Source organism: Klebsiella sp. BIGb0149, from assembly GCF_004362605.1.
In the GTDB taxonomy this organism is placed as follows: Bacteria; Pseudomonadota; Gammaproteobacteria; order Enterobacterales; family Enterobacteriaceae; genus Klebsiella; species Klebsiella terrigena.
On record NZ_SNYG01000001.1, the window covers coordinates 339,330 to 358,334 of the forward strand.

Consider the following 19,005-nt stretch of genomic DNA (forward strand, 5'->3'; position numbering starts at 1 on the left):
CTGCAACGGTGTATGTCAAAAATTGAAAATCGTCTTGACGACTTTCGTCTTCTTCCTAATAATGAGTGCTTACTCACTCATAATCAAGTCTTATAGCAAAACCTTTGGGACAGAGGGTTTAGCCTGGTCCGAATATGAACCGTGTCATTGTCAGCGTGGTCGCCATCATGTTATTAGCCTCAGCAACAGCTTTACCGTTTGTGTTAAATGCCGGGTTTGGTAAGGCGCCACAGGGCGCACAGCTTAGCCTCGTTGAACAATCGCCGCACTATCATGACGGCCAGTTTCATAACCAGCTGTCCACGCCGAGCTTTACCGGGCAGAAAAATATGCTGGCCGCGATGTGGGATTTTTTGGTGACCAAACGCGAAAACGCCAGGCCGCAGCAGCCGCTGCCGCTGGTCAATACCGATCTTGCCAGCCTTCCGGCGGGGCAGGACGCGATGGTGTGGCTCGGCCACTCCTCCTGGTTTTTGCAGCTGGCGGGCAAACGTATCCTGATTGACCCGGTCTTCAGCAACTATGCCGCGCCGTTTTCGTTTATCAACAAAGCCTTCCCGGGTGACTACCCGTGGCGCGCCGAGCAGATGCCGGAAATCGATCTGCTGATTATCTCGCACGACCACTACGACCATCTCGATTACGCCACCATCAAAGCGCTGATGCCGAAAATTAAGCGCGTGGTTACGCCGCTTGGCGTCGGCTCACACCTGCGCTACTGGGGAATGGACGGGGCGATTATCAGCGAGGCGGACTGGAACGAGTCGGTGAAGATCAGCGATGAGTTCACCGTGCACGTGCTGCCGGCCCGCCACTTCTCCGGGCGCGGCCTCAAGCGCAACCAGACGCTGTGGGCCAGCTTTATGCTGGTGACGCCGCAGCAGAAAATTTACTACAGCGGCGACAGCGGCTACGGCCCGCATTTCAAGGCCATCGGCGAGCGGTTTGGCGCGGTGGATCTGGCGATTATGGAAAACGGCCAGTACGACCAGGACTGGAAATATATTCATATGATGCCGGATGAGACGGCGCAGGCTGCCGACGATCTCGGCGCTCGCGCGGTATTGCCGGGACATGCCGGGCGTTTCGTGCTGGCAAAGCACAGCTGGGACGACCCCTATAAACGGCTGGCTGCGGCCAGTGAAAAACGCGCATGGCGTTTGCTGACGCCAATGCTGGGCGAGCCGGTTTGGGTCGCTGATAAGAAACAATCATTTAATGCCTGGTGGCAGTAATCGCCAGTATGGTTCAAGAGGAGAGAGGACTTATGACTATTTCCGCTCAGGTGATTGAGACTATCGTCGGGTGGATTGATGACAATTTGCATCAGCCGCTGCGTATTGATGATATTGCTCGCCACTCCGGTTACTCAAAATGGCATCTGCAACGACTGTTTTTACAATATAAAGGGGAGAGTCTGGGGCGCTATATTCGTGAACGTAAGCTGCGGCTGGCGGCGCGCGATCTGCGCGATACCGACCAGCGGGTTTACGATATCTGCCTGAAATACGGCTTTGATTCACAGCAGACGTTTACCCGCATTTTTACCCGGACCTTTAACCAGCCGCCGGGCGCCTACCGTAAAGAAAACCACCATCGCGCCCATTGAGACGCATCCGCCGGGGGAGACCGGCGGATGCTTTTCTTACCAGGCGTAGTTCACCGTCGCCGTTACCGTTCTGCCAATACCGTAGAAACACGCGCTATCGCTGGCGCATGATGCGACGTATTTGGTATCGGCGATATTATTCACGTTGAACTGCACCTTCGCCCCCTGCAGGCGCGGGCTCAGCTCGCCTAGCTCATAGCTCACCATGGCGTCATACAGATCCACCGCCGGCACCTTGAAGGTGTTTTTGGCGTCACCGTAGCTGGTGCCGATATAGCGCATGCCTACCCCGGCGGTCAGGCTTTTCAGCGCGCCGTCCGGCAGCGTATAGCTGGTGAAGGCCGACGCCATATGCGTCGGGATGCGCGCCGGCGTTTTCCCTTCGGTTCCCGCCACGGTGGTGCTGACGGTTTCGGCGTCCGTCCAGGTGTAGGACGCAATCAGGTTCAGGTTGTCGAATACCGTGGCGTGCGCCTCGGCCTCAATCCCTTTCGAACGCACTTTGCCGCTGTTTTCAAACCATCCCGCCGCACTGTTGTAGGTGGCGACGTTGCTCTGCGTCAGGTCGTACATCGCCAGGGTCATCAGCGCATTCTGGTTTGGCTGATACTTCAGGCCCACCTCCAGCTGCTTGCCCACGCTCGGGTCGAACGGACCCACCCCCGGCGCCCGGTTGGTTTGCAGGTTAGGTTCAAAGGAGGTGCTGTAGCTGATGTACGGAGAGAGGCCGAAATCAAAGGCATACAGCAGGCCGGTGCGCCAGGTGAACTTGCTGTCGTTTTTCTGGCTGCGGCTGGCGTCGGTAAAGTCGGTCGTTCGCACCTCCGCCCAGTCGTAGCGGCCGGAAAGCAGCAGCTCCCAGCTCTCCCAGCTCAGCTGATCCTGCAGGTAGACCCCCATCTGGTCGAGATTCTGCTGCTCGTCGCTGGCGGTGCTGAAGGTACTTTCGTCGACGTTAACGCCGTACGCCGGATGGCGCCAGTCGATATCGTACTGCGCGCCGCCGGCGCGGCCGAGGTACTGTTTATCCTTGCTGGTCTTATAGTCCAGCCCGCCGATGACGGTATGCGCCAGCTGGCCGCTGGTAAACTGCGCCTCAAGCTGGTTATCAATGCCGAACTCATCGGTCTGGCGCTCCTCGCGCTGGGCGCGGCGGGACAGTACCGAGCTGTTGGCGTCGCTGGTGGTGTACACCAGATAGCGATACTTCTGCTTGATGGTGGCGTAGCGGGCGTTCTGGCGCAGCGTAAAGGTGTCGTTGAGCTGATGCTCAAACTCATAGCCGATCGCCGTTTGTTCGCGCCACGACTGGTCATAGTTAGGGTCGCTGACGTTAAAATCGCGCGGAATATAGCTCCCGTCGACGCTGCTGACGGTGCCGTAGCGCGGGAGGAAGTTGCGGTAGCCGGCATCGGGAACTTTTTGATAGCTGGTGAGCAGCGTGAAGCGGGTGGCCTGGTTGGGATACCAGGTCAGCGCCGGCGCAATCGCCATCCGCGTCTCTTTGTAGTCGTCAACCTGGTTATTCTGCGTGCGGGCGATACCGTTCAGGCGGTACAGCAGGCTGCCGTCATCGCTCAGCGGGCCGCCAAAATCAAAGGCGCCTTCGGCGAGATGGTTGTTGCCGGTGCGGAACTGCACCTCGTGAACCGGCTGGGCGGTGGGGCGTTTGCTGGTCATGCTGATAAGCCCGCCGGGATTGACCTGACCAAACAGCACCGAGGCCGGGCCGCGTACCAGCTCCACGCGCTCCAGCAGCCACGGGTCAACGGTGCCGGTTTGCGAGGAGGCGGTGGCACCGTAGCTCAGGCCATCGAGATACTTTGGCACGTAGCTGAAGCCGCGAACGAAGACCTCGTCGTTGCGGTTGGACGACCCGCGATACTCGGTAAAGACGCCGGCGCTGTAGCGCAGCGCCTGGGATACCGAGGTGACGTCGAGGGCCTGCATCTGATCGCGGGTGACCACCGAGACCGACTGCGGCGTTTTGATAAGCTCGGCGGCGGTTTTGGTAGCCGAGAGCGTTTTTGTCGCCACGATGCCCTTCAGCGGCGCGGTAGGATCTTCCCCGCTGCCCGCGGTGACCACCAGCGTCTCCTCCGCCGCCTGCACCTGCCCCGCGCATGAAGCCAGCGCCATACCCGTGACCCAGATTTTTGTTATCTTATTATTGTTAAACATATTTTTAGCTACATCCTTGGTTTTAATTGCCATAGAAACCCGTTTTTCCGCCAGGGGAAAATGTAACGGTCATCACCAACCGCCCAGATGTTATTGCAAATCATTCCTATTTGCATTAGCGTTGGTAACAAATTCTTACAGGGATAATCGGGCAATGAAGATGGCATGGAGTGGTCTGCTGGTGGGGATGAGCGCGCTACCGGCGGCGGCAATGAACTGCGAGTCTCCCTCGCTGCAGGGAGAGCTGCAGGGAAAATTCGATGCCAGCGGTGAGGTCTGTTTTGACCTGCCGACGTTGGGGGAAAACTACGTCACCGCGACCCTCTCCGGCGTAACGGATGCCCGCCTGCTGGATGAGCACAACCGCCGTCTGCGCACGCTGCTGGCGGGCGGACCGGCGGACGGCGAGCAGACGGTGCTGTTTTCTCTGCCGGTTAACCGCCCTTCGGCGCTGGTGCTGCACGGCGAAGAGGGGGCCCGCTGGCGCTTTCAGTGGCGGATGAAGGAGACGACCGCGCTGGCAAAAAACCAGCCTCTGGACCCCGTTAGCCCGCGTCTGCAGCTGCTGATGCGGGAGCTGGCGGCGGGAGGCTCAACGGCGGGCTTCTGGCAGGAGCGTGAGCAGGAGGGGACGCCGATGGTTGAGGCGCTGGACGCCGGCCATAAGCGCGTTACCTTTCTGTGGCGCGGGGCGAGCCGCAACGTGTTTCTGCTGGGATCGCCGGCTGGCGATCACGATCCGCTGTTTCGTCTCGGCAGCTCCGACGTCTGGTTCCGCAGCTACGTGGTCCCGGCGGATACGCTGATGCAGTACAAGCTGGCGCCGGACGTGCCGGTGATTGACGGCAGCGCGCGCGATCAGCGGCGGGCAATTCTGGTCAGCGCCCAGGCCGATCCGCTGAATCCGCAGAGCGTCAACGCCGCCCGCGATCGCTGGAACCGCTATTCGCTGCTGGCCCTCAACCCGGCGCGTTTCTGCACCCCGCAGCGGATGGCGCAGCCGCTGCGCTACGGCACCCTGACCCGCCATCAGCTGCACAGCGACTTTTTGCAAAATAGCCGGGAGGTATCGATCTATCGCCCGCGCCTGCCGCAGCCGGCGCGCTGGACCCTGATGCTGTTTGATGGCAAAACCTACCAGGATGAATACCACTTCGCTAACGTCCTCGATAGCCTGATCGCCAGCCACGCGCTGCCGCCGATTAACGTGGTGTTTATCGACAGCCTCGACCACCCGCGGCGGGCCAAAGAGCTGCCGCCCAATCCCTTCTTCGCCGACTTTATGGCCCACGAGCTGCTGCCCTGGCTGCGCCAGCAGGGGCTGAACCCGACGCGACAAAAAACCGTGGTCGCCGGTTCGAGCTACGGCGGCCTGGCCGCTTCATGGGTGGCGCTACGCTATCCGCGTCAGTTTGCCAACGTGCTCAGCCTGTCGGGGTCGTACTGGTGGGCGCCGAAGGGGGAGGAGGCGAGCTGGCTGACGCGGCAGTACCAGCAGTCGCCGCGCTACCCGGTGCGCTTCTGGCTGCAGGCGGGCAAGTTTGAGACCTCGGGGCCGGACGGCGGGATTTATGCCAATACGCTGGAGTTCGGGCAGGTGCTGCGCGACAAAGGCTATCGCGTCAGCTTCCACCCCTCCTCCAGCGGCCACGACTATGCCGCGTGGTGCGAGGCGCTGGTGGCGGGAATGCGCGATTTCACCGGCCTAACGCTCAAGGGAAAACCAGCGGCGCCAGACCCAGCGCAGCACCAGGTATTCAATCGCGCCCAGCGCTAAAAACCACAGGCAAAACAGCAGGGTGTAGAACTGGTTGAGATCGAGCAGGTGAAAGGTCGCAACCAGCTTCTGCGCCAGCGTCAGCCCAAGGGAGGGGGCCGGCAGCAGCAGGCAGGAGAGCAGAGCCAGCAGCAGAATACCGGCGGCGGAGATCAGCGTTTCAAGCGGATGTTTCATTACTTGTTAATCGTCAGTTAAAAAACATATTGTCGGGTAAAATATTCTTTAACGCAATATTATTTCACCGGCTATTATTTGCCCCTCTTTGTATTATATCTGATACCTCGGTTTTAATTTTTCTGTTAATTTTAATCGAGACTTTTGTGATTAATTTAATAACGCTTTAATGTAAATTAAAGTCATTATTAGAGCATCGCCTTTACAAAACTATAGGTGCTGTAGCCCACCAGCGTGGCAATCAGGATAGCCAGCACAACGTACAGCGCCAGGCGGCTTCCGCGGTAGATTTTAGTCATATTGCCCCTCGTTTAATATAGGTTTATTAATCTTCTGTAATAGTTGGCCTGAGAAATAACTTATCACATATTTTGAATTTTGCGAGAGATTAAAAATTTCCCCAGGGTCATTTCTCTCGCCCCGTGAAATTATAATCTTTCATTGGCCAGAAATGATTTCAGGCTTTCCGCTTCACGGAATTTATAAGGAAAATTTATTTTGACCAAAAAGATAAATCCCCGTAATACGCCCCCTTCAGGGGAGGCCGCATCCCGTCAGGCTTATCAGCAGACCGTGGCTGAAATACTGGCGCAGCAAGAGAGCCGTGCCGAGGGCCTGACTTCCGCCCAGGCCGCAGAGCGCCTGGAAAGCTGGGGCCCTAACGCGCTGCCGGAAAAGAAAGGCAAGCCGGGCTGGCTGCGCTTTCTCGCGCATTTTAACGACGTCCTGATCTTTGTCCTGCTGGCCGCTGCCGCGCTCACCGCGGTGATGGGCCACTGGGTGGATACGCTGGTTATTCTTGGCGTCACCGTGATCAACGCCCTGATTGGCCACGTGCAGGAGAGCAACGCCGAAAAATCCCTGCAGGGCATTCGCAACATGCTCTCCAGCGATGCGCGGGTGCAGCGCAGCGGCAGGCACGAAACCGTGGCGACCCGCGAGCTGGTGCCGGGCGATATCGTTATTCTGCGCGCTGGCGACCGCGTCCCGGCGGATATGCGGCTGATTGAAACCCACAGCCTGCGGGTGGAGGAGGCGATCCTGACCGGCGAATCGACGGTGGTGGATAAGACCACCGACGCGCTGCAGGGCGAGCTGCCGCTGGGCGATCGCACCAATATGCTCTTCTCCGGCACCACCATCAGCGCCGGCGCCGGCGTTGGCGTGGTGACCGCCACCGGCCAGCAGACCGAGCTCGGCCATATCAACCAGATGATGGCGGGGATTGAGAAGCACCGCACGCCGCTGCTGGTGCAGATGGACAAGCTCGGGAAGGCGATTTTCGTCATCATCCTGGCGATGATGGCCGCGCTGTTCCTCTTTAGCCTGGCGCTGCGTGACATCCCGCTTGGCGAACTGCTGCTGTCGCTGATTAGCCTCGCGGTGGCGGCGGTACCGGAAGGTTTACCGGCCATCATCTCGATTATTTTATCGCTGGGCGTACAGGCGATGGCGCGGCAGCGGGCGATTATCCGCAAGCTGCCGACCGTCGAAACCCTCGGGGCGATGACCGTGGTGTGCTCGGATAAAACCGGCACCCTGACGATGAACGAAATGACCGTCAAAGCGATCGTGACCGCCGACTGCTGCTACCGCGTCGAAGGCGACAGCTACGAGCCGCGGGGCGATATCTGCCTCGAAGGCAGCGACGAGCCGGTGCAGATTCAGCCGGGCAGCGTGCTGGAAAGCTGGCTGCGCACCATCGACCTGTGCAACGACAGCCAGATTATTCAGGACGAGCGCGGGCTGTGGGGCATTACCGGCGGGCCAACCGAAGGCGCGCTGAAGGTGCTGGCGGCGAAAGCGCAGCTGGCGCCGGTTGACACGCGCCTGATTGCCAAAATTCCGTTCGACTCGCAGTACAAATATATGGCCACCCTGCAGCAGATTGGCGATGAGGCGCGGGTGCTGATTACCGGCGCGCCGGACGTTATTTTCGCCATGTGCCGCCAGCAGATGAGCAAGCAGGGCGCGGTACCGTTCGAGCTGCAGTACTGGGAAGATGAGATGGCGCGCTTCGCCCGTCAGGGCCTGCGTATGGTTGCCGCCGCCAGCAAGCCGGCGGCCGCCGGCAGCGCGACGCTGACCCACGATGATCTGCACGAAGGCCTGGTGTTCCTCGGCATCGCCGGGATGATGGACCCGCCGCGTCCGGAAGCCATCGACGCCATTCACGCCTGCCAGAACGCGGGGATCCGCGTGAAGATGATCACCGGCGATCACCCGCAGACGGCGATGAGCATCGGCCAGATGCTGGGGATCGCCAACAGCAGCCAGGCGATGACCGGCTACCGGCTGGAGCACATGGATGACGCCGAGCTGACAAAAGTCGCCGCAGAGTACGATATTTTCGCCCGCACCAGCCCGGAGCATAAGCTGCGCCTGGTGAAGGCTCTCCAGGATAACGGCGAAGTGGTCGGGATGACCGGCGACGGCGTTAACGACGCGCCGGCGCTGCGTCAGGCCGACGTCGGTATTGCGATGGGGATCAAAGGGACGGAGGTCACCAAAGAAGCCGCCGATATGGTGCTGACCGACGACAACTTTGCCACCATCGCCAGCTCGGTAAAAGAGGGGCGTCGGGTCTACGACAACCTGAAGAAAACCATCCTGTTTATCATGCCCACCAACCTGGCGCAGGGGCTGCTGATTATCATCGCCCTGCTGGCGGGGAACATTATTCCGCTGACGCCGGTGCTGATCCTGTGGATGAACATGGCGACCTCCGCCACGCTCTCCTTCGGCCTCGCCTTTGAAGCCGCCGAGCGCAACGCCATGAACCGTCCGCCGCGTAAAACCGGCCAGCACGTGATGGATGCCTTTGCCGTCTGGCGGGTGGCGTTCGTCGGCACGATGATCGCCGTCGCCGCCTTTATCCTTGAGGCCTGGCTGGCGCCGCGCGGCCACAGCCCGGAGTTTATCCGCACCGTGCTGCTGCAGATGCTGGTGACCGCCCAGTGGGTCTATATGATCAACTGCCGCAGCAGCGACAGCTTCTCGCTGAACATGGGCCTGCTACGCAATAAAGGCATCTGGCTGGTGAGCGGCGTGCTGCTGCTGATGCAGCTGGTCATCATCTACGTCCCGCTGATGCAGACGATGTTCGGTACTGAAGGGCTGCCGCTGCGCTACTGGTTTGTCACTCTTGCCATCGGCATGGTGATGTTCCTGGTGGTGGAGGTTGAGAAACGCCTGACCCGCCGTTGGCGTAAAACCGCCTGAACCTTCGCGCCCTTCCCCTCCGGGAGGGGCGCGATAACGTCAGCAAGGAATTCCCCCTATGAAAAAAATGTTCCGCTACGCCTTCCTGGCCTGCGGCCTGGCCGGCTACGCCCTCAGCGCCGCCGCGGCGCCGGCGATCCCGATCCGCGTGGCGACCGTCGAACGCGCCGCCCACGTCGATGAGCGGCAGATCCCCGGACGCGTCGAGGCGATTCACGCGGTCGAGATCCGCGCCCGTACCGAAGGCGCTATCGTTCAGCGCCATTTTGCGGACGGACAGTACGTCAGGCAGGGCGACCGCCTCTTTACCCTCGATGACGCCCAGCCGCGCGCCGCGCTGGCGCTGGCGCAGGCCGAGCTGAAAAGCGCCCGGGCTTCGCTGCGCCAGGCAGAACAGCTGCTGAGCCGCTATCAGCGCCTGAAAAACAACCACTCGATTAGCCGCAACGATGTCGATAACGCGCAGATGCAGCGCGATGTCGCCGCCGCCGCGGTGGAGCAGGCGCAGGCGCGCGTTGCCGCGCAGCAGATTACGCTCGGCTATACCCGCATTGATTCGCCGGTGACCGGGCGCGTGGGCCACAGCCTGTTTCACGTCGGCAGCCTGGTGAATCCGGCCAGCGGCGCGCTGGTGGATATCGTCCAGCTCGACCCGATCCGCGTCTCTTTCGCATTAGATGAAAACGCTTTTTACAGTAAGGCGGGGCAGCACGACGATATTAGCGCGCTGAAGCAGGCGTGGCAGGCGTTGATTGCCCCCGGCGGCGCGCGCGAAGAGGGGGTGCTGACCTCGGTGGATAACCGCATCGACAGCCGCACCGCCAGCGTGGTGATGCGCGCCGAGTTTGCTAATCCGCAGCATCGCCTGCTGCCGGGCGGCAGCGTGACGGTGATTTTGCGCCCGCGCCAGCAGCAGGAGAGCCTGACCATCCCGCTGGCGGCGGTGCAGCAGGACGCGCAGGGCTTCTACAGCTGGGTGCTGACGGAAGATAACACCGCCGCGCTGCGTCGGCTGACGCTCGGCGAGCAGCAGGGACAGCGCTATGCGGTCGCACAGGGGCTGGACGTTGGCGAGCGCGTGGTGACGGAAGGCGTACAGCGCCTGCGTGACGGCGCCGCCGTGCGGCTACTGAAATAAGAAAGGAGAAGGGATGCTGACGTTTTTTATCCGTCGCCCGCGCTTCGCGATGGTGATTGCGCTGCTGATAACCTTTGCCGGCGCGGTGGCGCTGAAGCTGATTCCGGTTGAGCAGTATCCGCAGATTACGCCGCCGGTGATTAGCGTCAGCGCCAGCTGGCCGGGCGCCAGCGCGGCAGACGTGGCCGAGGCCATCGCCGCGCCGCTGGAAACCCAGCTCAACGGCGTTGACCATATGCTCTACATGGAGTCCACCAGCTCCGACGAAGGGGCCTACAGCCTGAGCCTGACCTTTGCGGCCGGCACCGACGCCGACCTGGCGGTGATCGACGTGCAGAACCGCGTCTCGCAGGCGGTGGCGCAGCTGCCCGCCGAGGTGCAGCAGAACGGGGTGCAGGTGCGCAAGCGGGCGACCAATCTGCTGATGGGGATCAGCCTCTATTCGCCGACGGAAACGCTCTCGCCGCTGTTTGTCAGCAACTATGCCAGTACCCAGGTGCGCGAGGCGCTGGCCCGGCTGCCGGGCGTCGGCGAGGTGCAGATGTTCGGCGCCCGCGACTACAGCATGCGCGTCTGGCTGCGTCCGGATCGCATGAATGCGCTCAACGTCACCAGCGAAGATATCGCCCAGGCGCTGCGGGAGCAGAACGTGCAGGGCGCCGCCGGGCGGGTGGGAACGCCGCCGGTGTTTAACGGCCAGCAGCAAACGCTGACCATCAACGGTATTGGGCGCCTGAGCGATGCGGCAAGCTTCGGACAGATAGCGATCCGCAGCGGCGAGCAGGGGCAGCTGGTGCGCCTGGCCGAGGTGGCAACCATCGAGCTCGGCGCCCGCAGCTACAGCTCCGGCGCGCAGCTCAACGGTCGCGACTCGGCCTATCTCGGGGTTTATCCGACGCCGACCGCCAACGCGCTGCAGGTTGCCAGCGCGGTGCGCGCCGAGCTCACGCGGCTACACGCGCGCTTCCCGCCGGATCTCACCTGGGAGGTGAAGTTCGACACCACGCGCTTCGTGGCGGCGACAATCAAAGAGATTGCCGTTTCGCTGGTGCTCACCCTGCTGGCGGTAGTGGCGGTGGTTTCGCTGTTCCTGCAAAGCTGGCGGGCGACGCTGATCGTCGCGCTGGCGATCCCGGTCTCGCTGATCGGCACCTTCGCGCTGCTCTATCTGCTGGGCTACAGCGCCAATACCCTCAGCCTGTTTGCGGCGATCCTCGCCCTGACGATGGTGGTGGACGACGCCATCGTGGTGGTGGAGAGCGTCGAGAGCCAGATGGCGGAAGGCCTGGGCCGCCTTGAGGCCACCGCCCAGGCGCTGCGCCAAATCGCCGGGCCGGTTATCGCCACCACCCTGGTGCTGCTGGCGGTGTTCGTGCCGGTGGCGCTGCTGCCGGGCATTGTCGGCGAGCTCTATCGCCAGTTTGCGGTCACCCTCTCCACGGCGGTCACGCTGTCGAGCGTCGTGGCGCTGACGCTGACGCCGGCCCTGTGCGCGCTGCTGCTGCGCCCGCGTCCGGCGCAGCCCGCGGCCGTCTGGCGGCTGTTCAATCGCGGCCTCGCCGGCCTGCGCGACGGCTACGGGGCGCTCGTCGCCCGCATGAACCGTCGTCCGTGGCTGGCGCTGGCGGCGGTTGCGCTGGTCGCCGGGGCGGTGGCGTTCAGCTTCAGCAGCATGCCGAAGGGCTTTCTGCCCGAGGAAGATCAGGGCTACTTCTTCGCCAGCGTCCAGCTGCCGGAGGCGGCTTCGCTGGAGCGCACCGAGGCGGTGATGGCCCAGGCGCGCGAGCTGCTGCTGGCCAATCCGGCGGTGGAGGACGTCATTCAGGTGTCGGGCTTCAATATTCTGAACGGCACCAGCGCCTCAAACGGCGGTTTTATCTCGGTGATGTTGAAAGACTGGCACCGGCGGCCGCCGCTGGAGCAGGTGATGAGCAAGCTGCAGGGGCAGCTGCTGGCTCTGCCGGAGGCGACGATTATGGCCTTTGCGCCGCCGACGCTGCCGGGGTTGGGCAACGCCTCGGGCTTTAACCTGCGCATCCTGGCCCAGGCCGGGCAATCGTCGGCGGAGCTGGAGAGCGTGGCGCTGCGGGTGCTGCAAATCGCCAACCAGCATCCGCAGCTGAGCCGGGTCTTTACCACCTGGAGCAGCCGCGTGCCGCAGCTGACGCTTACCGTCGACCGCGACCGCGCCGCCCGGCTGGATGTCCCGGTTGCGCGGATCTTCAGCAGCCTGCAGACGGCATTTGGCGGCACCCGCGCCGGGGACTTTAGCATCAATAATCGGGTCTACCACGTGGTGATACAAAACGAGATGCAGTGGCGCGAGCGGGCGGAACAGATAAGCGAGCTCTACGTGCGCAGCAACCACGGCGATCGGGTGCGCCTGAGCAATCTGGTCACCGTCACCCCGGCGGTGGGGGCGCCGTTTATCCAGCAGTACAATCAGTCCCCGTCGGTGTCGATAAGCGGATCGGCGGCTGAGGGCGTCAGCAGCCGGGCGGCGATGGCGGCGATGGCGGAGATTCTGCAGGCCCATCTGCCGCAGGGCTACGATTACGCCTGGAGCGGGATCTCGTGGCAGGAGCAGCAGACCGGCAACCAGGCTATCTGGATCGTGCTGGCGGCGGTGGCGATGGCGTGGCTGTTCCTCGTCGCGCAGTATGAAAGCTGGACGCTGCCGGCGAGCGTGATGCTGTCGGTGCTGTTCGCCATCGGCGGGGCGCTGCTGTGGCTGTGGGCAGCCGGCTACGCCAACGACGTGTACGTGCAGATTGGCCTGGTGCTGCTCATTGCCCTTGCGGCGAAGAACGCGATCCTGATCGTCGAGTTTGCCCGCGCGAAGCGCGAAGAGGGGATGTCGATAGCCGATGCCGCCCGCGAAGGGGCCACCCGCCGCTTCCGCGCGGTGCTGATGACCGCGGTCTCGTTTATTATCGGGATCGTGCCGATGATGTTCGCCACCGGCGCCGGAGCGCAGAGTCGGCGGATTATCGGCACCACCGTGTTCAGCGGCATGCTGGTGGCGACGGTAATCGGCATTCTGTTTATCCCCACGCTGTTTGTGCTTTTTCAGCGCCTGCGCGAGTGGGGGCACCGCCGGATGTCGGCCCGGCGCTAGCGGGCTTCCACCGTAATCATGCTGACGAACGGATGGTACTGCCAGGGCACGCCGCCGCCCTGCCGGTACATTTTCGAAATGGTGCCGTCGAGGTAGAGCATCTGCCGGACGTTGAGCTTTGACTGCGCGTAGCAGGCGAAATCGTAGAAGTTGGTTTCGCGCTCGCTGAGCATGAATATCACCTGACCCTGGCGGGTGAGGCCGACGCCGTTGCGCAGCTTGCGCGACCCGGCGGACGGCTTCAGCCGCCAGTTAATCCTGCCGTTTTCAATCAGCATCGGGCCGGACTGCACGGCGTAATCGATGGCCGGCGACGGCCGGTATTTATCGATGCTGACGATCCCCGCCTGCTGGCCTTTAACAAAAAAGACCCCGCCGGGACGAATGAAAAAGTTGCCGCCGCCGGAGGCGCGGTTGAGCGCGGTCAGCCGTTTGCCCTTTTCGATATACAGCCCCAGCGGCGCATAGGCCTTATCGTAAATCCCGCCGTTCATCGCCATCCGCACCCGGCCGTCGCGATTGATATCCGCCAGCAGCGATCGCAGGGAGCCCCAGGCGCTGCCGGCGTCGTTTTTCCAGTACATGGCGATCCGCTCCTGCTGCGGATTGACGGCGTAGCTTTGCAGCGTCAGCGACGGGTCGGTGAGGGCGCATTTTGCGGCGGCAAAGGCCGAAAACGGCAACAGCATAAGCGCGACGAGTCGCGGCGAGAGGCGCGGGGCCATGGGCATTCCTTGAGGCGGCAAAGGCGGGCAGTATACCTTTTTGCCGCCGCTACGCAGCCCAGATCTCGCAGTGCTTTTGCACCAGGCCGATCAGCGAGCCGCCGTTAGCGACAAATTCGCGCATCCGCTGGGCCTCGCTGCGATCCCGCTGCGCCTGGCGGACGATGGCGTCAAGGGCGCTGGTGGCGTTGAGCCGGTGGGCGAAGGGCGCCAGGCGCTCTGCCAGGCGTAGAATCTCTTCCCGGACGCTGCGCTGCTCCCCGGAGTGGACGTCGGTGACGATCCCCTCGAGGCCGTAGCGGCAGGCCTGGTAGCGGTTGAAGGGATAGAGCAGATAGTCCTCGGGCTGCGGCTTAAATGGCCTTTCCGCCAGCAGCCAGCAGGCAATTATCTGAATATAGCCGGCGATATTCACCGCCTGCGCCACGGTCAGCGGGGTATCCATCACCCGCACCTCAACGGTGCCGAAGCGCGGGCTGGGGCGAATGTCCCAGTGCAGATCCTTCATGCTGTCGATCATGCTGGTATAGCTGAGGCGCCGGAACAGCCCGTTAAACGCCTGCCAGTCGGTAACCCACGGCATCGGACCGTTGTCGGGGTAGGCGGAAAAGAGGTTCAGGCGGGCGGTGGCGAATCCGCTGTCGGCCCCGTCGAGCCAGGGCGATGCCGCGTTAAGGGCAATAAAATGTGGCACGTAGCGCGACAATCCGTGGACAAGATAAATCGCATCGTCGCCGTTTTGGCAGCCAACGTGGACGTGCTGGCCGAACACCGTTGACTGCTGGGCGAGGTAGCCAAAGTGCTCGACGGTCTTCAGGTAGCGCGGGTTGCTGCTGATCTGCTGGCGCTGCCAGGCCTGAAACGGATGAGTGCCGCCGCCGCAGATTTGCAGATGCTGCTGCGCGCCGGCGCGCAGTATCTCCTGCTGAATAGTGGTCAGCTGCGCCATCGCCTGGTGAATGTCGCGGCAAATCCCGGTCGCCACCTCCAGCATGCTCTCGGTGATATCGTGCTTAACCTCCCCGGCAGGAATGGCGTCCTCCACGGCCGCAATCAGCGCCGAGGAGTCCTGGCTCAGATCGTATCCCGGCGGGTTGACCACCTGCAGCTCCAGCTCGATACCGAGCGTAAAAGGGTCCGAAACGTGAAAATCAGGTAATGACATGGCGATTCCTTGCGTACGGATATGCAGGAAGTATAGGTAAAATTTTTCCGGCTTAGAGCCTGTCCCGTTGGATGAGTGGGACAAACGCTTATAAATTGAGGGGAATTATGAATTTATTTTATATAAGCTTCCGCTGCGTTATTATTACCTGCCGCGACAAAATAGGCTGGTGCAGTTCTGCAACATATTTCACAACGGCGGTGCGTAAGAATAAGCTGTTATTATTTTATTAATACATATCATGTAGATAGTATAATTTATTCTTATTTTATAAGCGCTTTCACACTTATTTTCCTTGCTTTCAGAAGTGGTATGCATCTTGCCTGTTAAATAACGACTTTTTATTTAACAGGGACAATGTGATGCTCAAAAATACCGTACCTTTGCGTAAACGCCCCCTCGTCGCCGCGGCCGGCGCGCTGGCGCTGCTGACCTCCCTGCAGGCGAGCGCCTCAACGCTGCGGATCGCGATGACCGCCGCCGATATCCCGTTAACCCTCGGCCAGCCTGACCAGGGCTATGAAGGCAACCGCTTTACCGGCATCCCGCTGTATGACGCGCTGGTGGAATGGGACCTCTCGCAGGGGGAGAAACCGAGCGGGCTGGTGCCGGGCCTGGCGACGGAGTGGCACGTTGACCCGCAAAATCAGACCCTCTGGATCTTTACCCTGCGCCCCGGGGTGAAGTTTCATGACGGTACCGACGTTAACGCTGACGCCATCGTCTGGAACGTCGATAAGGTCTTAAACAAAAATGCGCCGCAGTATGCCCCAGGGCAGATCGGCAATACGCTGTCCCGCATGCCGACGCTGACCGGGGCCGAAAAAATTGACGATCGCACCGTCGCGCTCACCACTTCCGAAGCCGATGCCCTGCTGCCGTACAACATTACCAACCTGTTTATCGTCTCGCCGACGGCATGGCAGAAGCTGTATGCCGCGGTGCCGGCCAGCGCCGGCGATACCGCCGCGCGCAGCAAGCTGGCGTGGACGGAGTTCGCCGCCCATGCGGTGGGCAGCGGCCCGTTCAAAATGGAAAAACTGGTTCCCCGCCAGCAGCTGATTCTCGATAAAAACCCGGACTACTGGAATAAAGACCGCATCCCGCGGGTCGATAAGGTGGTGCTGATCCCGCTCCCGGAGGCCAATGCCCGCACCGCGGCGCTGCTGTCGAAGCAGGTGGACTGGATTGAGGCTCCGGCCCCGGACGCGGTGGATCAAATCAAAGCCCAGGGCTTTAAAATCTACGCCAACACCCAGCCGCACCTGTGGCCGTGGCAGTTCTCATTCGAAGAGGGCTCGCCGTGGCAGGATATTCGCGTGCGCAAGGCGGCCAACCTGTGCCTTAACCGCGCGGAGCTGAAGAGCTACCTTGGCGGCTATATGACCGAAGCGACCGGCGTCTATGAGGCCGACAGCCCGTGGCACGGCAAGCCCATCTTCCAGATCAAATACGACCCGGAAACCGCCCGTAAGCTGATGACCGAAGCGGGGTACAGCACCGGTAAACCGCTGCACGTTACCGTCGCCACCTCGGCCTCCGGCTCCGGACAGATGCAGCCGCTGCCGATGAACGAGTACATTCAGCAGAGCCTGAAAAGCTGCTTCTTTAACGTCGACATCAAGGTGACCGAATGGAACACCCTGTTCACCAACTGGCGCCTCGGGGCAAAAGATCCTTCGGCGAAAGGCATTGATGCCATCAACGTCAGCGCGGCGGTTAACGACCCTTACTTCGGCATGATCCGCTTCTCGACCGCCAAAGCCTTCCCGCCGGTGGCGACCAACTGGGGCTATTTCTCCACCCCGGAAACCGAAAAGCTGGCAACGGCGGTGAAGCACGCCTTTACCCCCGAAGAGATGAACAAAGCGGCCGGCGAGCTCCACGCCGCGCTGGTGGACCAGGTTCCGTTCCTGTTCGTCGCGCATGACGTGGGACCGCGGGCCATTTCGCCGGCGGTTAGCGGCGTGGTGCAGCCGCAGAGCTGGTTTATCGATCTCAGCCTGGTGAGTAAGAAAGAGTAATCGTGACGGGAGCCAAAGATGATCAATACGCTGCTATACCGCGTTCTGTTGGCCGTGCCGACCATGCTCGGCGTGGCGGTAATCTGTTTCATGCTGGTGCAGATTGCGCCGGGGGATCCGCTGGTGTCGGTGATGCCGCCGGACGCCTCGGAGGCGCTGCGCCAGACGCTGATGCAGGCCTACGGTTTTGATAAACCGCTGCCGCTGCAGTTCGTTCACTGGCTGTGGCGGGCGCTGCACGGCGACTTAGGGATGTCTGTAGCCACCGGACGACCGGTGATCGGCGAAGTGATGACCGCCGTCAGCTACTCCCTGCGCCTGGCGCTGCTGGCGACGATTATCGGCTTCGTGCTCGGCAGCCTGTTTGGCTTTGTCGCCGGCTATTTTCGCAACAGCATCATCGATCGTCTGGCATCGGTGCTCTCGGTGTTTGGCGTCAGCGTGCCGCACTACTGGCTGGGAATGCTGCTGGTGATTGCCTTTAGCGTCAAGCTGGCGGTCTTACCCGCCACCGGCGGCGGGCCGATCGGCGAAATCGGCTGGCAGTGGGATTGGGATCATCTGCAGTTTATGCTGCTGCCGGCGATCACCCTGTCGGTGATCCCGACCGGGATCATTGCCCGCACCGTGCGTTCGCAGGTCGCCGACATTTTGAGCCAGGAGTTTATCGTCGGGCTGCGCGCTCGCGGGCTGGGCGAATCGCGCATTTTCCTCCACGTGGTGAAAAATGCCGCCCCCACCGCGCTGGCGGTCATGGGGCTGCAGGTGGGGTATCTGATGGGGGGCTCGATTCTGGTGGAAACGGTATTCTCGTGGCCCGGCACCGGTCTGTTGCTCAACACCGCTATCTTCCAACGCGATCTGCCGCTGCTGCAGGGCACCATCTGGGTGCTGGCGCTGTTCTTTGTGCTGCTCAATCTGCTGGTGGATATTCTGCAAACCGCCCTCGATCCGCGCATTAAGAGGAGCTGACAATGGTGGATACCTTGACGACGAAAGCGCGACCCGCTTCCCCGGCCATTCCCGCCCGGCAGGGCTACTGGCGCGGCGTATTCCGCCGCCTGCTGCGCGATCCCGGCGGCGTGGCGGTCGGGTCAATTATTCTGCTGCTGCTTATTCTGGCGCTGTTTGGCCCGTGGCTGATAATGAAAGACCCTTACCAGACGTCGATGTTTCTGCGCCTGAAGCCGATTGGCACCGACGGCTTTCCGCTGGGCTCCGACGAGCTGGGCCGGGATATGCTGTCGCGGCTGATTCTCGGCACCCGGCTGTCGCTGTTTATGGGAATTGTCCCGGTGGTCTTCGCCTTTTTCATCGGCGGAGCGATCGGCATCGTCGCCGGCTACGCGGGCGGTAAAACCAACACCATCATCATGCGCACCATCGACGTGTTTTACGCCTTTCCCTCCGTCCTGCTGGCGATTGCGCTCTCCGGCGCGCTGGGGGCGGGCATTGGCAACGCGCTGCTGTCGTTAACGCTGGTTTTCGTCCCGCAGGTGGCGCGCATTGCCGAAAGCGTCACCGCCCAGGTGCGGCACATGGACTATATCGACGCCGCCCGGGCAACCGGGGCCAGCGCTTTGACGATTATCCGGGTTCAGGTGTTAGGCAACGTGCTGGGACCGATCTTCGTCTTCTCAACCGGTTTAATTTCGGTCTGCATGATCCTCGCCTCCGGGCTCTCGTTCCTTGGGCTGGGCGTGCGTCCGCCTGAGCCGGAGTGGGGATTGATGCTCAACACGCTGCGCACGGCGATTTATACCCAGCCGTGGGTGGCGGCCCTGCCGGGATTGATGATTTTTATCACCTCCATTTCGTTCAATATCCTCGCGGACCGCCTGCGCGCGGCGATGGCGATCAAGGAGTAAA

The 19,005-nt window shown here is 61.6% G+C and carries 13 protein-coding genes; 9 read left to right on the forward strand and 4 right to left on the reverse strand.

The window, feature by feature from the left end; translation table 11 throughout:
* Window positions 1–134: 134 nt before the first annotated feature.
* Both EDF75_RS01635 and EDF75_RS01640 read left to right on the forward strand, forming a co-directional pair.
* Window positions 135–1,235, forward strand: coding sequence for an MBL fold metallo-hydrolase (locus EDF75_RS01635; RefSeq protein WP_133596681.1), 1,101 nt, complete (start codon window positions 135–137; stop codon window positions 1,233–1,235).
* A 32-nt stretch (window positions 1,236–1,267) separates the two neighbouring features.
* A complete protein-coding gene (locus EDF75_RS01640; protein ID WP_041144482.1) occupies window positions 1,268–1,609 on the forward strand; it encodes a RamA family antibiotic efflux transcriptional regulator in 342 nt (113 codons plus the stop codon).
* Between the two features lie 36 nt (window positions 1,610–1,645).
* Here EDF75_RS01640 and EDF75_RS01645 read toward each other — a convergent pair whose 3' ends face one another.
* Window positions 1,646–3,790, reverse strand: coding sequence for a TonB-dependent siderophore receptor (locus EDF75_RS01645; RefSeq protein ID WP_133596683.1), 2,145 nt, complete (start codon window positions 3,788–3,790; stop codon window positions 1,646–1,648).
* Between the two features lie 154 nt (window positions 3,791–3,944).
* On the opposite strand from EDF75_RS01645, the gene EDF75_RS01650 reads away from it, so the two are divergent.
* Window positions 3,945–5,567 (forward strand): alpha/beta hydrolase-fold protein, encoded by a 1,623-nt coding sequence (locus EDF75_RS01650; RefSeq protein ID WP_133596685.1) that lies wholly within the window; start codon window positions 3,945–3,947, stop codon window positions 5,565–5,567.
* Here EDF75_RS01650 and EDF75_RS01655 read toward each other — a convergent pair.
* Complete coding sequence (locus tag EDF75_RS01655) at window positions 5,496–5,744, reverse strand: DUF1158 domain-containing protein (RefSeq protein WP_041144484.1); 249 nt, start codon at window positions 5,742–5,744, stop codon at window positions 5,496–5,498. The genes EDF75_RS01650 and EDF75_RS01655 overlap by 72 nt on opposite strands.
* Window positions 5,745–6,242: 498 nt before the next feature.
* On the opposite strand from EDF75_RS01655, the gene EDF75_RS01660 reads away from it, so the two are divergent.
* Genes EDF75_RS01660 through EDF75_RS01670 form a run of 3 tightly spaced genes read left to right on the forward strand, consistent with a single transcriptional unit; the run spans window position 6,243 to window position 13,222 of the window.
* On the forward strand, window positions 6,243–8,966 hold the full coding sequence (locus EDF75_RS01660) for a cation-transporting P-type ATPase (protein WP_133596687.1): 2,724 nt from the start codon (window positions 6,243–6,245) through the stop codon (window positions 8,964–8,966).
* Between the two features lie 58 nt (window positions 8,967–9,024).
* Window positions 9,025–10,104 carry an efflux RND transporter periplasmic adaptor subunit gene (locus tag EDF75_RS01665; protein WP_133596689.1) on the forward strand — a complete coding sequence of 360 codons (1,080 nt, stop codon included), beginning with the start codon at window positions 9,025–9,027 and terminating at the stop codon, window positions 10,102–10,104.
* A gap of 13 nt (window positions 10,105–10,117) precedes the next feature.
* Window positions 10,118–13,222, forward strand: coding sequence for an efflux RND transporter permease subunit (locus tag EDF75_RS01670; protein ID WP_133596691.1), 3,105 nt, complete (start codon window positions 10,118–10,120; stop codon window positions 13,220–13,222).
* On the opposite strand, the gene EDF75_RS01675 is transcribed toward EDF75_RS01670, so the two are convergent.
* Window positions 13,219–13,947 carry a phosphodiester glycosidase family protein gene (locus EDF75_RS01675; RefSeq protein WP_133596693.1) on the reverse strand — a complete coding sequence of 243 codons (729 nt, stop codon included), beginning with the start codon at window positions 13,945–13,947 and terminating at the stop codon, window positions 13,219–13,221. The genes EDF75_RS01670 and EDF75_RS01675 overlap by 4 nt on opposite strands.
* Before the next feature lie 49 nt (window positions 13,948–13,996).
* A complete protein-coding gene (locus tag EDF75_RS01680; protein ID WP_133596695.1) occupies window positions 13,997–15,112 on the reverse strand; it encodes a YbdK family carboxylate-amine ligase in 1,116 nt (371 codons plus the stop codon).
* A 362-nt stretch (window positions 15,113–15,474) separates the two neighbouring features.
* Between EDF75_RS01680 and EDF75_RS01685 the strand changes: the two genes are divergently transcribed.
* From EDF75_RS01685 to EDF75_RS01695, 3 genes are read left to right on the forward strand one after another with little or no spacing between them, the layout of a single operon-like run.
* The gene (locus tag EDF75_RS01685) at window positions 15,475–17,136 is read left to right on the forward strand and encodes an ABC transporter substrate-binding protein (RefSeq protein WP_133596697.1); all 1,662 of its coding nucleotides are present in this window, start codon (window positions 15,475–15,477) and stop codon (window positions 17,134–17,136) included.
* Window positions 17,137–17,154: 18 nt separating this feature from the next.
* On the forward strand, window positions 17,155–18,108 hold the full coding sequence (locus EDF75_RS01690) for an ABC transporter permease (protein ID WP_045854382.1): 954 nt from the start codon (window positions 17,155–17,157) through the stop codon (window positions 18,106–18,108).
* 2 nt (window positions 18,109–18,110) lie between these two features.
* The gene (locus EDF75_RS01695) at window positions 18,111–19,004 is read left to right on the forward strand and encodes an ABC transporter permease (protein ID WP_095094819.1); all 894 of its coding nucleotides are present in this window, start codon (window positions 18,111–18,113) and stop codon (window positions 19,002–19,004) included.
* Window position 19,005: the final 1 nt, after the last annotated feature.

Excerpts from the sequence above, each read along its gene's own strand:
- EDF75_RS01670 (WP_133596691.1), top strand. The coding sequence starts at position 10,118 with ATGCTGACGTTTTTTATCCGTCGCCCGCGCTTCGCGATGGTGATTGCG.
- EDF75_RS01650 (WP_133596685.1), top strand. The coding sequence starts at position 3,945 with ATGAAGATGGCATGGAGTGGTCTGCTGGTGGGGATGAGCGCGCTACCG.
- EDF75_RS01695 (WP_095094819.1), top strand. The coding sequence starts at position 18,111 with ATGGTGGATACCTTGACGACGAAAGCGCGACCCGCTTCCCCGGCCATT.
- EDF75_RS01675 (WP_133596693.1), bottom strand. The coding sequence starts at position 13,947 with ATGGCCCCGCGCCTCTCGCCGCGACTCGTCGCGCTTATGCTGTTGCCG.
- EDF75_RS01685 (WP_133596697.1), top strand. The coding sequence starts at position 15,475 with ATGCTCAAAAATACCGTACCTTTGCGTAAACGCCCCCTCGTCGCCGCG.
- EDF75_RS01690 (WP_045854382.1), top strand. The coding sequence starts at position 17,155 with ATGATCAATACGCTGCTATACCGCGTTCTGTTGGCCGTGCCGACCATG.
- EDF75_RS01680 (WP_133596695.1), bottom strand. The coding sequence starts at position 15,112 with ATGTCATTACCTGATTTTCACGTTTCGGACCCTTTTACGCTCGGTATC.
- EDF75_RS01665 (WP_133596689.1), top strand. The coding sequence starts at position 9,025 with ATGAAAAAAATGTTCCGCTACGCCTTCCTGGCCTGCGGCCTGGCCGGC.
- EDF75_RS01640 (WP_041144482.1), top strand. The coding sequence starts at position 1,268 with ATGACTATTTCCGCTCAGGTGATTGAGACTATCGTCGGGTGGATTGAT.
- EDF75_RS01655 (WP_041144484.1), bottom strand. The coding sequence starts at position 5,744 with ATGAAACATCCGCTTGAAACGCTGATCTCCGCCGCCGGTATTCTGCTG.
- EDF75_RS01645 (WP_133596683.1), bottom strand. The coding sequence starts at position 3,790 with ATGTTTAACAATAATAAGATAACAAAAATCTGGGTCACGGGTATGGCG.
- EDF75_RS01635 (WP_133596681.1), top strand. The coding sequence starts at position 135 with ATGAACCGTGTCATTGTCAGCGTGGTCGCCATCATGTTATTAGCCTCA.